General features: G+C 42.8%; 14 protein-coding genes and 1 tRNA gene. 8 read left to right on the top strand and 7 right to left on the bottom strand.

Going from position 1 to position 13,445, the window contains the following annotated elements:
* Window positions 1-140: 140 nt before the first annotated feature.
* The 4 genes from V7K84_RS08430 to V7K84_RS08415 form a co-directional block, all read right to left on the bottom strand.
* Complete coding sequence (locus tag V7K84_RS08430) at window positions 141-275, bottom strand: hypothetical protein (RefSeq protein ID WP_334837343.1); 135 nt, start codon at window positions 273-275, stop codon at window positions 141-143.
* A gap of 73 nt (window positions 276-348) precedes the next feature.
* Window positions 349-621, bottom strand: a complete 273-nt coding sequence (locus tag V7K84_RS08425) for a type II toxin-antitoxin system HicB family antitoxin (protein ID WP_334837342.1) — start codon at window positions 619-621, stop codon at window positions 349-351.
* A gap of 655 nt (window positions 622-1,276) precedes the next feature.
* Window positions 1,277-1,411 (bottom strand): hypothetical protein, encoded by a 135-nt coding sequence (locus V7K84_RS08420; protein WP_334837341.1) that lies wholly within the window; start codon window positions 1,409-1,411, stop codon window positions 1,277-1,279.
* Window positions 1,398-3,161, bottom strand: coding sequence for a Rieske (2Fe-2S) protein (locus tag V7K84_RS08415; RefSeq protein WP_334837340.1), 1,764 nt, complete (start codon window positions 3,159-3,161; stop codon window positions 1,398-1,400). Before V7K84_RS08415 ends, V7K84_RS08420 begins: the two co-directional genes overlap by 14 nt.
* A gap of 573 nt (window positions 3,162-3,734) precedes the next feature.
* Here V7K84_RS08415 and V7K84_RS08410 point away from each other — a divergent pair.
* Together V7K84_RS08410 and V7K84_RS08405 are read left to right on the top strand one after the other, a co-directional pair.
* Window positions 3,735-5,375: a metallophosphoesterase family protein gene (locus tag V7K84_RS08410; protein WP_334837339.1), complete on the top strand. Its 1,641-nt coding sequence runs from the start codon at window positions 3,735-3,737 to the stop codon at window positions 5,373-5,375.
* Window positions 5,376-5,450: 75 nt separating this feature from the next.
* A complete protein-coding gene (locus tag V7K84_RS08405) occupies window positions 5,451-6,203 on the top strand; it encodes a hypothetical protein (protein WP_334837338.1) in 753 nt (250 codons plus the stop codon).
* 499 nt (window positions 6,204-6,702) lie between these two features.
* Here V7K84_RS08405 and V7K84_RS08400 read toward each other — a convergent pair whose 3' ends face one another.
* Entirely contained in the window at window positions 6,703-7,635 is a 933-nt protein-coding gene (locus tag V7K84_RS08400; protein WP_334837337.1) for a serine hydrolase, read from the bottom strand.
* 9 nt (window positions 7,636-7,644) lie between these two features.
* On the opposite strand from V7K84_RS08400, the gene V7K84_RS08395 reads away from it, so the two are divergent.
* From V7K84_RS08395 to V7K84_RS08385, 3 genes are all read left to right on the top strand, one after another.
* On the top strand, window positions 7,645-8,349 hold the full coding sequence (locus tag V7K84_RS08395) for a C40 family peptidase (RefSeq protein ID WP_334837336.1): 705 nt from the start codon (window positions 7,645-7,647) through the stop codon (window positions 8,347-8,349).
* Between the two features lie 14 nt (window positions 8,350-8,363).
* Window positions 8,364-9,377: a glycosyltransferase family 2 protein gene (locus V7K84_RS08390; RefSeq protein WP_334837335.1), complete on the top strand. Its 1,014-nt coding sequence runs from the start codon at window positions 8,364-8,366 to the stop codon at window positions 9,375-9,377.
* A gap of 276 nt (window positions 9,378-9,653) precedes the next feature.
* Entirely contained in the window at window positions 9,654-10,907 is a 1,254-nt protein-coding gene (locus tag V7K84_RS08385; RefSeq protein WP_334837334.1) for an MFS transporter, read from the top strand.
* Window positions 10,908-10,945: 38 nt separating this feature from the next.
* Here V7K84_RS08385 and V7K84_RS08380 read toward each other — a convergent pair.
* Window positions 10,946-11,019, bottom strand: a tRNA-Arg gene (locus V7K84_RS08380).
* A 34-nt stretch (window positions 11,020-11,053) separates the two neighbouring features.
* Between V7K84_RS08380 and moaC the strand changes: the two genes are divergently transcribed.
* Window positions 11,054-11,560: a cyclic pyranopterin monophosphate synthase MoaC gene (gene moaC, locus V7K84_RS08375; protein ID WP_334837333.1), complete on the top strand. Its 507-nt coding sequence runs from the start codon at window positions 11,054-11,056 to the stop codon at window positions 11,558-11,560.
* A 173-nt stretch (window positions 11,561-11,733) separates the two neighbouring features.
* Here moaC and V7K84_RS08370 read toward each other — a convergent pair whose 3' ends face one another.
* Window positions 11,734-12,426: a Uma2 family endonuclease gene (locus tag V7K84_RS08370; RefSeq protein ID WP_334837332.1), complete on the bottom strand. Its 693-nt coding sequence runs from the start codon at window positions 12,424-12,426 to the stop codon at window positions 11,734-11,736.
* Between the two features lie 124 nt (window positions 12,427-12,550).
* Between V7K84_RS08370 and V7K84_RS08365 the strand changes: the two genes are divergently transcribed.
* Together V7K84_RS08365 and V7K84_RS08360 are read left to right on the top strand one after the other, a co-directional pair.
* Complete coding sequence (locus V7K84_RS08365) at window positions 12,551-12,808, top strand: hypothetical protein (protein ID WP_334837331.1); 258 nt, start codon at window positions 12,551-12,553, stop codon at window positions 12,806-12,808.
* A 118-nt stretch (window positions 12,809-12,926) separates the two neighbouring features.
* Entirely contained in the window at window positions 12,927-13,235 is a 309-nt protein-coding gene (locus V7K84_RS08360) for a DUF3181 family protein (protein ID WP_334837330.1), read from the top strand.
* The last annotated feature ends 210 nt before the right edge of the window (window positions 13,236-13,445 follow it).

The raw sequence follows: 13,445 nt of genomic DNA, 5'->3' as shown, positions 1-13,445 counted from the left end.
GAGCGATCGCTCAAACTCGGACTTTCGTGTTCTGAGGTGGAATGATGGTGTTTTAAAGGCGACGCCGAATAGCCCGTCGTAGACATCGCTCTCCTAAATCTTATTAATATAGACTAAGAGCGATCGCTTCTTGGTAAATCTTAAAGGCTATTCCATTCATCTAGTGTCATTTCCCGCTCTAAAATCATCTCAACTTCCCCAATCATCATCCGCAATTGCGGTACAGAATACTCATCATTAGAGGGAATAGTTAGACGATGTTGGCCATAAACCATAAACTGATGTCTTGTTCCAGAATAAAGCCCCTCAAACCCAATCTGTCGTAATTTCTTCACAAAATCTCGACGCTTACACGGTATCCATCGGCTCAAGGCTCGGCTCCTTGTTGAGGTCAATATTATCAATTACTGGTAGAGAATGTCCCAGCTTTAACCCAAGCAAAATCCAGTCTTCCAGCGTTGAGCGTAATTCATCTTCACACTCGCGCAAAGTCAATGCAAAGGCTATCACTCCTTTGCAAACAGGAATTCTACCTGTAAATGTACCATCTTCTAACTTGTCATAAATTGCCTGGGCGATCGCTCGGTCAACATAGTCGCTCAGAATAAATCTTATCGCCATGAAATCTTGCGTTGTGCTACCAGTTTAATTTTACGTTAAAAAATTTATTGTAAACCCATAAGCGATCGCCTCCCCCCAAACCCAGAATAAGCTAGTTTTGTGCAGAGTTTACCGTGATAAAACTGAAAAGTGCGATTGCCTAGACTAAAATTCATATTGAACTAAGTAAAAATGCCATTTAACTTACTCAAAATGAGCTTTTACTTACTCAAAAGCAGCTTTTACTTTCTCAAACTCCAGTTTGCTTTCTCATTTTGGTGTTTTCCGCAAGCAAAATAAGCTTTTACTTATTCAAACCCCAGTTTGCTTTCTCATTTTAGTGTTTTCCGCAAGCAAAATGAGCTTTGACTTACTCAAAAGAAGCTTTTGCTTTCTCAAACCTGAGTTTGCTTTCTCATTTTGGTGTTTTCCGCAAGTAAAATCAGCTTTTACTTACTCAAACTCCAGTTTGCTTTCTCATTTGAGTAATTCACGCATTCATTTTGGTATATCATTGAGCCGAAAGCTTGCTAACGCTCTAGAAAAGAAGTGTAAATCGACAAGCGATCGCTTAAAAAGGAATCCGCAGGAAGGGGGAACAATTCAAAGCCTCTCTCCTAAAAGGAGAGAGGTTTGGAGAGAGGTCAAAATTGTACTTCACGCTTGTCGAGAACCGCTATAATTGTCCTATTGGTATTCTAGGACGCAACCAGAATAAGCCCCAAATATGTCCACCTGCTGCCCAATGTGCTTCTAAATGAGCCGGCATACTAGCCCGGTTATCTGTTACTAAGAGGTCACGATTCTTCAAATAAGCGAGCGCCTTGATGTAAACGTTCCGCAATTTGATAAGTTTGTCCTTGAGATCGCATTGTCGGAGAATGAGCGGCTAAATACCGAGATGCAGCCACTAGTATATGAATTCCAGCCGAAGTTTGACCGAGGAAAGAATACTGACGAAAAGCGGCTTCCATTTCTTGAATAACATGAAAATCACGGTTTTCTCGCAGCATCAATTTCCCCAGTTTTGCCATCAGTCTTTCAGCACTACCACCACTGTATAAATAATTAGCAACTAATTGTCCTGTCTGGTTTACTTGCTGCTGACGGTTTAATAAATCCGGTAGCTGCTGGAGTAATTGTTCGGGATTTTCCTTGATGTCTTTGGGTTCTGGCAGCCGTGCTGGTGGAACATTCAAAAAACGATTTAAATACACACTCATCGCCCCATCAAACACACCTCTTAGTAGTTCGACTGTTGGTACTCTTCGTAAAGCTTGATGTACGGCATTTGCAAACGTAAATGGATGGTGGGCTGAATTCCAATCTCCAAAATCATTATTAGTGTGGAAACGAGCTACTCGCAATGCTGCTGTATAAGTCACTACACCAGCTAATTGTTCTTCAGTACAACCTGCTGCTAGTGCATTCAATAGCGAGTCTGCGATCGCTTGTGGGTCTTCACCTAATAAAATTGGTATTAGTTCATCTGCTTGTAACCAACTTCCTTGTCGAGATTTTCCCACACTTAATACAGTCGGTAATTGCTCAAATGCCGACTCTAATATTGCCACCAAATCTACAGGGTAGCGCCAAGAGTTGGATTCTTCCATCCGCGAGGCATTGGCTAAACCCGAAACTAGGCTAGCCAGAATTGATTCTGCTCCTTGCCAAGCTATAGTATCAAGTGCTTCTAATGCTTTATTGATAAAATCAACTGTATGCCCAACATCAAGATAGCGCCGATCCGTAGCAGCACAGAAAAGCATATCTGCTATTTGCTTTGAATTAGCTCCTGAACGAACAGCAGATACTAAACATCTTTGTGCCGCTTCCGCATCCCGCACCTGAATAAATTGGCGAAACCAGCTTTTGAGAGTCGCCAAATCTACTTTCGAGTTAGGTAATGGGTGAACAACAAACTCTGGTGGCGCCCCTGCACTATCATTAGCTACTGCCGAAAGTCCGTGAAATAAAGCACGAGGTCTGTCTTCTACATCGAGATAAGGTAGTAGATTCATCATACAGGTATGGATAGTCAAACCTGTACTCCAACCCGCTTTGTTATAACGAGTGCCAAATTCTAGCCCCATGAGAAATGGTTCTGTCGGGTTCACTCCTATATCTAAAAGTGCCAGCGTTGATTTTGCAATCACTAAAGAAATATTCTGCTCTAAACCGTCTTGCAGACGTTGGCGGTGGTGAGTATGAGGGTTAACTGGTGGTGCTAAATTTACCCAAACTTCACCATCACGGATTTCTACCGGGAAACAAGGAACATCATCAGCCCACGAGTCAAAGGTTCCACCACTAGCAAGGTCAAAGCGGGCATAATGCCAAGGACAGGTAACAATACCATCTTTGCAAGTGCTTCCTTGTAAGGGAAAGCCCATGTGAGGACAACGGTTATCAATTGCGTAAACTGTATTATTTGAGTAAAACAAAGCAATCGTATGCTTTTCCTTATGGACTAACAAACTGCCTGCTGTCTGAACTTCTGCAAGTTGAGCAACACGGATATAATCGTCTGTTTTGGTTGCGCCTTCAAATATTTGAGTCATTTAATTGCACGTAGGTAAATGTCAAAACCCTTATTTCTACTCTGGCAAAGTTTTTCAAATTTGAGCATTTATGCATTCTAATTTTTGTTAACTTATACCAATTCCTCAAGGGTTTTCGGCATATTTCTTATAATATTGCACCCCACCCCCAGCCCCTCCCCGCAAGCGGCTATCCATTACCCGGATCTTTCTCAACATTTACGAGAGTATTCACTCACGCTTTTTCTAACCCTGATTCGTTCGTCGTCAATTCTCAATAAAAACCTAATTTTAGCGAGAAGACTAAGAGCCAATCTGTCAAGTATGTTTGACACCTCAGTGTTCAAGATGCCTACAAAACAAGCGTTTCAAGATTGTAAAGAAAGATGTGACTAATGGATAGCCGCTCTTCGGGAGGGGAGACAAAGCATAGCTTTGGCGGGGTGGGGTTCTTCAGATTCAATAAGTAATCTAACGGATATGATATTACTCATGCTCAGACGCTTACGCAGCCGAAAAATTTCCTCAGTAGCGATGCTTGTGCTTGTTATATGCTTTACTCTGGTAGGTGTGCGTTCCTTTGGGCAAACAATTATGACATCAGCACCCCAACTACTCACCGACCCATTTTTGCAATTGCCAACTGCAACTTCAGTGCAAGTAGTTTGGTTTACTGAATTTGCTGGTGTTAATCACACAGTAACCTACGGAGAAAATCTCAAACAAACTGCTAGGGCAAGTACTACTAAACTCAGTCGCACACGTGAAGACCAACAATCAAGAGTTGCAAACCAAACCCAAGACGGACAAGTTTATCAAAAACCCGTCCAAAGGGACATTTGGCGACATGAGGCTGAGGTAACTGGGTTAACTCCTGGTGTGCGGGTTAACTATCGTGTTACGAGCGTGCAAGAAGAGGGCAAAAGTTTTGACAGTGATGTTTTCAGCCTTGCAGCTACTCCCAAATCAGATACACCACTAAAAATTCTACTGACTTCAGATCATCAATTAAAACCGATGACAGCGGCAAATCTGCAAAAGGTGGTAGAAACAGTTGGACGAGTTGATGGCGTATGGTTTGCCGGTGATTTGGTCAATGTTAGCGATCGCGCCTCAGAATGGTTTGATGATAATGTTGGTGGTGCCTTGTTTCCCGGTTTACAAGGTCGTGCTAAATATGAAATGACGCACGACGGTGTTAAGACAACCTACACTGGTGGACAAATAATTCAACACGCACCCATGTTTACTTGCATTGGCAATCATGAGGTGATGGGGCGCTTTGCCAGGACGGGAAGTTTAAATGATGAATTTGATGATACAATTCCCCGTGTCGTTGCTCAAAAAATCTACCCAGATAAATCTTTAATCGATAATTCTTTTAATACTAATACCTACAAAGAGATTTTCTCTTTACCAAAAAGTAAAGAGGGTGGAAAAAGATATTATGCAGTTAGTTTTGGTGATACGCGTTTGGTGGTACTGTACGCTACGAATATGTGGCGGACTCCCAAATTAAATGCAAAGTTTAAGGGTAGATATCGAGAAGCTGAAAAGGATTTAAATAATCCTGAAAATTGGGGTTATGGACAGGTGATTTATGAGCCAATTGCTAAAGGCAGCAAGCAATATAATTGGCTAGAGTCGGAACTTAACAGCCCTGAGTTTCAACAAGCAAAATACAAAGTTGTGATGTTCCATCACCCACCCCATACTTTGGGTGATAATATAGTTCCTGCTTATACAGAACCAGTACAGATAATTGAACGGGATAGCAATAATATCAAAGCAGTGCGTTACGAGTACCCGAAAGACGCAGATTATATTATCCGCGATGTTGTGCCAATACTTGAAGCAGCTAACGTGCAATTGGTATTTTATGGGCATTCCCATTTGTGGAACCGCTTTGTTAGTCCCACTGGAATGCACTTTCTAGAAACATCTAATGTAGGTAATACTTACGGTGCTGCTTGGGGTGATAGAAAGCGAGAAGTACCAATTGGATATCAAGAGGATTATGTTAAGCTTGGCGATCCCAATGGTTTAGAACCGATAGTGCCAACAATTGCCCCGTTGCTGGGTGAAGATGGGAAGCCGATGCCTTATATTGCGAGTAATGATATTACAGTTTTCAGTATCTTTGATACTGGAACGGGTACGATAAGTAGTTATCGTTTTGATACTCGCAAGCCTGATTCGCAAGTCTTGAAGTTTGACGAATTTAAGTTGAAATAGTAGGGCAGCACAGATGTTAGACTGCTTCAAAGGCAAGAATGCCGATCAATTACAAGTTGGCATTAAAGGCGGGATATGTCAGGAGATAGTTATTTACGAAGCATTTTGCAAAAATATACCGTGAATGTTTCTGCCGCAGAAGCAGCAGGAAATTCCATTTACCCTGTTATTCGACAGTGGGGGAATAGCTACCTTGTAAAGGCTGAATTTTCTGGTTCACTTGCCAAGGGTACTGGAATCAGTATTGGGACGGATGCTGATATCTTTATCTCTGTCTCTTCATCAACTCCGGGAACTTTATCCGCTCTATATAACACTTTATACAATGCGGTTTCCCAAGCTGGTTATCCGGCAAGAAAACAAAATGTTTCCATTGGCACCACTGTGAATGGCTACAAAATAGACCTCGTACCTGGCCGAAGGCAATCTCAATATGGAAGTGATCATAGTCTATATAAAAATAAAACTGAAAGCTGGACTCAAACGAATATTGCCACTCATATTATTCATGTTAAAACAAGCAATAGAATTGAAGAAATAAGGCTGGCTAAAATATGGAGGCAGCTTCACAACCTAGAATTTCCATCATTTTACTTAGAAATGGCTGTAATAGATTCCTTAAAATACTCGACGATTGGAGACCTTTCTAATAACTTTCTAAAAGTACTTGAGTTCTTTAGAGACAACTTACCTTCCCTGAGATATGTCGATCCAGCAAATACAAACAATGTAATTTCTGACGATTTAAATACTTCACAGAAATTAGCAGTGGCAAGCCAAGCAAGGTTATCTAGAAACCAACAAACTTGGGGGGGCATAGTCTGGTGACATGAATAAAGTAAAAGTGTGGTGAGGGTGCGTTCCCTAATGGAACTCTTGATTCTTTGCTGATACGTTCTTAGGAACGTACCCAAATTATGAGCTTTAAGCAAGTGATCGCAGTCTAACAAGCCCGTTGCACACCGACCGTACAACAATCTTCTGTCGAGTTCGAGAAGTTATCTGTGGCGGGTGAACGGGGTCGTTAGACCACAAAAGAGTTAGTTATTTAGAGGAGAGAATGATGAAGCTGAAACCAGGAGAGTTATCATTCAACCTGTTGGAGACGAGTGTCGGTGAGCCAGCCTTGTTATTTCTGCACTAATGATTTTGGGGTGCGATTCGTTAGTCAATTCTCATAATGATAATTGCTGCCGTAAAATAAAAGTTAACTGTTTAACGAACCTTCTTTCGTTCTCTTCTCTACGAGAGGCTGCGCCTACAAGACGCTACGCATTGGCATAGCGTCTGATAGAGAAGGAAGAAATACTTAATGAACTTTATTGAATCATAAACTTGCGATCGCATCGGCAACTAGTTTAGAAACAAAGGGTAAAATATCCCGACTCTTAGCTTGGGCTTTACCTTCAGTAAATACCACTAAGAGGTAAGGGCGCTGTTCTGGTAATTCAATATACGCGGCATCATGGTGAACTTGACTTGTCCAACCTGCCTTTGACCAAATTTGAGCATTTTTAGGGAGTCCACCGCCTAAAAAACCTGCTACCTGATCTTCCTCTCTGTCAGTGGGCAAATCGTTGAGAGGACGTTTGAGTAAAGCCATCATTGTTTGCGATCGCGCACTTGAAACTGCCACTCCACCTACAATACTATGCAGTAACCTAGCGATCGCATTTGTGGTTAACATATTACGATTTTCCAGTAACTCACCCACAAACGCCCGTTCCCGTCCATAAGGGCCATCACCCCAAGTTTTTTGACAGACGTTAATCGTCTCCATTTCTTCCCAACCCAAAGATTGGTAATAGCGGTTAACAATATTACGCTGATATTTCCAGGTTTCAAAGGGCCCGGTTGGTAATTGTGGCCCTGATGTGGTGCCACTCAAAATATCCACAACCAAGCTGGTAGCATCGTTACTAGAATCGACAATCATATCCCGCAAAGCTCGCTCCAACTCCTTGGAGGTTTGACTCATGCCTTTTTCTAGCCATTCGTTTACCGCCACTAGGTAAAATAGCTTGACTACACTAGCAGGATAAATCCGCTCAACACCCCGATAAGTGAAACCACGAACTGGGTGATCCCAAAAAGCGTTGGGAGTCAGCGCCCCACCAGTATTTACTCGCACTGGTGGATCGTAAACAACCCAAGTCAAGGCAATTTGGTTACGTGCTAAGGTCGGAAATGCTGCCCAAGTTGCATCTAAAATGCCATTACCAAGATTTTCGAGTTGTTCGTCTTTATTAAAAAAAATCATTCTCTGATAATGTCCTTTAATCTAAAATCCAAAATCCAAAATCCACAATCAGGGGAGTATCAGTGTTTAGCTAACCTGAATTTATATGATTCTCCTGAATGTACGCGTTTAGCAACTCAAGCTGCATCTGGGAGACATTTGTCGGTAACATCAAATCATCAAAATTCGGCGGTTGAGGTGTATTTATGTGAAGATGACTATCCGGGATGGCTATCTGTTTCAGATTTTGATTCATTACAATCTGCTACTGTACCTTATCAGGCTGCAACATTTTCTGAATCGGAGATTAAAAAACTCCTAGCAGAGATTATCGCCTTTACCCAAAAAGCGATGCAACAATCAAATTATTACCTTTGGGGTGGTACGGTTGGGCCAAATTATGACTGTTCTGGGTTAATGCAGGCGGCGTTTGCTTCGGTGGGTATTTGGCTACCTAGAGATGCCTATCAACAGGAAGGATTCACTCAACCAATTACAATTGCAGAATTAGCAGCCGGGGATCTGGTATTTTTTGGAACTAGCCAAAAAGCCACCCATGTCGGGCTTTATTTGGCGAATGGTTATTATATCCATAGTTCTGGGAAAGAGCAGGGACGAAATGGGATCGGCATTGATATTCTCTCGGAACAGGGAGATGCGGTTAGTCAGTCGTACTATCAGCAGCTGCGAGGTGCTGGTAGAGTTTTTAAGAGTTACGAACCACAGAGACGCTGAGGGCGCTGAGACTTATGAGGAGTGGATTGGTTTTTGAAAGGAGTAGTGAGGAAAATGGGGCGATTTCAGCAATTGTTCCAGATGTTTCGGTGGTAGTACCAATACATGACGAGGTGGAGAGTTTGCCACTTTTACTAGAAGCGATCGCCTCTACTTTATCTTCTAGTCAGGTAAATTATGAAATCATTTGTGTGGATGATGGTTCTACAGATGGTTCTGGGGATTTTCTCAAAGAACAGGCGCAAATCCGCACTGATTTAAAAGCGGTGATTTTGCGTCGCAATTACGGACAAACTGCGGCGATGGCTGCTGGATTTTATTATGCAGTCGGTAAAGCGATCGTTACTTTAGATGCCGATCTCCAGAACGATCCGGCTGATATCCCCATGTTATTAGCAAAGCTGGATGATGGTTACGATTTGGTAAGTGGCTGGCGGCAAAAACGCCAAGATGGGGCTGTAAATCGATTACTTCCTTCCAAAATTGCCAATTGGCTAATTCGCCGCACCACTAGCGTGAATATTCATGACTATGGCTGTTCGCTGAAAGCCTATCGTGCAGAACTTTTGGCAGATATGAATCTCTACGGAGAATTACACCGATTTTTACCCGCTTTGGCGTACATCGAAGGAGCTAGAATTACCGAAATACCTGTACGTCATCATGCCCGCCGCTTTGGTCGTAGTAAATATGGAATTTGGCGGACATTCCGGGTATTGATGGATTTGTTAACCATTCTGTTTATGAAAAAATTCCTCACCCGCCCAATGCACGTTTTTGGGCTGTTGGGCTTGATTTCAATGTTTTCGGGCACTGCGATCGGAATTTACTTGACTTTCGTCAAATTGGCTTTAGGTGAGATGATTGGCAATCGCCCCTTGCTGATTTTAGCAGTTCTGCTGCTACTAACGGGAGTGCAGTTGTTTTGCTTCGGACTTTTAGCAGAATTGCTCATGCGTACATACCACGAATCCCAAGGAAGGCCTATCTATCGCGTGCGAGAGGTGGTAGCAAAAAATGTTAAGTAACGTAACAATAGTAGTCATTGGTCATTGGTCATTAGCAAATAATTAAACGTGAGTTCGACAAGTCTTATTTGACCTCTCCCCCAACCCCTCTCCGACGCGGAGAGGGGAGTAAAAAGCTGAATTTTTCGTTGCTCCTCCCTTTCCGTTTCGGAGAGGGAGGCTGGGAGGGAGAGGTTCATCGAACTCACGTTAATTAAGAGTAAATATTGGTTGACTCTAGACAAATGACAAAGGACAAGTGACAAATGACAAAAAACTAGTTAAATTGCATCTACCTTGAAAGCATTTAATACATTTAATGCCGAACTGCGGCACAACCTGCTGATCTTATTCACAGCAGGTTTATTATTCTGGTCGAGCCTGTCTTCGCTCTTGCCAACTCTACCGCTTTACATCGATGATGTGGGCGCAAGCAAGCAAGAAATTGGTCTTGTTATGGGCAGTTTCGCCATTGGTTTATTGCTATCTCGCCCAATGCTAGGACGATTAGCCGATGAACGCGGTCGCAAAATTGTTTTGTTGATTGGTACGATCGTAGCTGCGATCGCACCCTTTGGTTACTTGGCAACCAAATCGATTGGGCTATTAATCCTAGTGCGGATTTTTCACGGCATTAGTGTTGCCGCTTTTACTACTGGCTACAGTGCCTTAGTCGCAGATTTCGCTCCAGCTGAAACTCGTGGTGAAATCATTGGGTACATGACCCTAGCAACTCCCCTTGGTTTAGCAATTGGCCCGGCCTTGGGAGGGTATTTAGAAGCTACAAGTGGTTACGGGATATTATTTCTCTTATCCGCCGAATTAGGTTTTGTTGCCCTCTTAGGGATTTTACAAGTTACGAATCCACCAGTGCAAACGCATGAGCAGACAGAGGGACAAGATCGCAACTTTTGGCAAATTTTGGGCAGTCCACGGGTGAGAGTTCCAACTATAGTTATGTTGCTGGTTGGTTTGTCTGTTGGTGCTGTACATACCTTTGTGTCGTTGTTCCTCAAATCCACTGAGGTGGACTTCAATGGCGGACTGTTTTTTACGGCTGCGGCAATTTCTAGTTTTAGTATCAGGATATTTGCTGGTAAAGCAAGCGATCGCTTCGGGCGGGGTTTGTTTATTACCTTTGGGATTTTTTGCTACGTTTTGGCGTTAATACTGCTGTGGCAGGCTTACAGCCCGATGGTTTTCTTACTGGCTGCGATCGCTGAAGGTGCTGGTGGTGGTACACTGATCTCGATGATGATTACGATGATGGCAGACCGTTCCCTGCCGCAAGAACGGGGGAAAATTTTTGCTATATGCATAGCTGGACTCGATCTGGGAATTGCGATCGCTGCTCCTCTTTTGGGTATCATCGCAGAACTTGTAGGCTACCGCGATATGTTTGGCTACGGTGCTGCAATCACTTCTCTAGCACTTGTCCTCTTCCTCACCCATTCGAGCAAAAACCTATCCAACTCACTGCGCTTTGCACTAGGTCTAGTTCCAGATGCCTACGCTTTGAAAAACTTAAAAGTTAGGAGTGATGAAATTTAATTCATCACTCCTAACTTTCAACTCTTAACTTTTTAAAACGGGCGAGGAGGGATTCGAACCCCCGACACCGTGGTCCGTAGCCACGTGCTCTAGTCCACTGAGCTACACGCCCTTACCGACAATCTATATTAACACGTTCTAACCAAATGGCGCAAGATAATTTTCCAGCTAATTTTGCCAACTTAACCCATCTAGATCCCCAAGGACAGGCACAGATGGTGGATGTGTCTGATAAAGCACCTAGTATTCGCCAAGCAGTAGCAGCTGCCAATGTACGAATGCTGCCAGCCACCTTCGCTGCCATTCAAGCCGGAAATGTCCCAAAAGGGGATGTGTTGGCAACTGCAAGATTGGCTGGGATTATGGCAGCCAAGCAAACAGCCACTTTAATTCCTCTGTGTCATCCGTTGCCTTTGCAAAAAATCGCAGTCGAAATCACACCCGATCCCCAACTACCGGGTTATCAAATTCAAGCCACAGTCAAAACCAAAGCTGAAACCGGTGTAGAAATGGAAGCCTTAACTGCCGTTTCTGTCGCTGCTTTGACTTTATACGATATGGCAAAAGCTTTAGAAAAGTCGATTCAAATTGAATCGATTCGTTTAATAAGTAAAAGTGGCGGGAAATCTGGAGATTATTCGTCGGCAGAGTAATAAGCTACTCTATCCCGGATTTCTCACGCATAGTGTAGGCTTCAGGGGAAGAGGAGTGTGGGAAGTGTGGGGAGTGTGGGGAGTGTGGGGGGTAAGACTTCTTCCCCATCCTCCCACACCTCCCACACCTCCCCACCCCTTGGATTTCTCACTGCCTCATCCCCACTCCCCATTCACGGAAGATTATCAGGATCAATGCCGAGATTACGCAAATATGCTGCTAACTGTTCAGCGCGTTGACGTTCTTGTTCAGCGCGTTGACGTTCTTGTTCTACCAATAACTCAGCCTGTTCAGCCCGTTGATTGAGTTCCAGGGAATTCAAAAATCTCTGTCCATCTGGACGGTAAATTACTAACTCTCCAAGCCCCGTTTGAAATCTAATTCCCAAACGGGGACTGATCCAACTATCCATTTGCCATAGCTTATTCAAATGGTTGTTTTGCCGCAACCAGCCATCTAGTTGAAAACTTTCAGGGTCGTATAAATAGTATTCTTCAACACCATAGGTATCGTAAAACTCCAGCTTACGCTCCATCTCCTTGGTATCATTACTATAAGAAAGAATCTCAAAGACTACTTGCGGCGGAATATTATCCTCTTGCCACTGACGATAAGAACGACGTTTTCCCTTTGATCTACCGAAGACAACCATCACATCAGGTGCAGTCGGTGTAATCAGCCGAGAACGGACAGGATACCACAGCAAATCTCCTGCAATCAAAACATTGTCATTATTAGCAAACAGAATCTCTAAATTCTCCTTAATCAGGACAATCCAACGATATTGCTCTGTATTGTCTGCCATTGGTTTGCCGTCACCATCTGGATAGAGGAGATCGGGATCTATTTGCTCAAAGATAGTCATAGGTTTTAACCCAGCTGTGCTTGACTTTCAATTCAATTATGACTGCTTCTAGAAGTCTAATCGCAACGACTGCACTAAAAACCTTAGAATGAGTAAGGTGTATTTAAATCTGTAACAAATATTTATGCCTCCTCGTTGGCCTCGCAAACCCGATCGCAAAGACCCTGATTACCGCAAGATTGATGACCGGATGAATTTTGCCATCCATGTGGCGATCGCTGCTTGTATTAATTCCGGGTTGTGGTTTTTCCACATTTTGAAAGACACTACCTGGGAGTGGCTGCCTTTGGTAACGCTAAGTTGGACGGGAATAGTGTTAGCACATCTAATTTATATTAGTGCGATCGCCAATTACAGCGAAACTCCACCAAAATCCACCTGAAGACGGATTGCTGATGCTGGGGCGATTGTAACCTGTGGTAGTAGAATCGGCCTATTAATTGAGCGATAATGTAAAAAGCTTGAGATTTCGCACTTTTTCTTAACGTAGGGTTATTTTTATGGCAAAGACTAACACCACAGAACTACTGGAAGCCCTAGCAGCTGAAATTGGCGAAAATGTCTACATAGACATTGCCAAATGGCATCTTTATTTATCTAATGCCAAACTGCACACCCTTGTTGCTGAACAGTTGTATCCCTTAATTACTTCCAACGATGTAAGTGAAGATCGAGTTTTAAAAGTCTTGAAATCAATTACAGTAAAAATTGGCGGCGGTAGAAGCGAACTTCCTTTAAGTGATTTACTACCAGTGCAATGCCAAGTAACATTAGTTGATATTTTAGAAAAATATCAACGCGAAATCTAATATCTACAACCAAGATTATTTGAATTAGACAATTTTCTCGGTCAGTATTTCATGATTTGATTTGAAATGCTGGATTGAGGATTAATTTGTTGTGTCAATTTTATAAAGATAAAAACCACAGAGACACATAGATAAATTTTGTGTAATTTATTTATACATATCTGGTAAAAATTTCCTTTAACAATTAAGGAATCTCGACCTTCTAAATTG

Source organism: Nostoc sp. (assembly GCF_036917315.1).
Lineage (GTDB): Bacteria > Cyanobacteriota > Cyanobacteriia > Cyanobacteriales > Nostocaceae > Nostoc.
The sequence above is the reverse complement of the archived record's forward strand: the minus strand, read 5'-3'. Positions and strand labels throughout refer to the sequence as shown.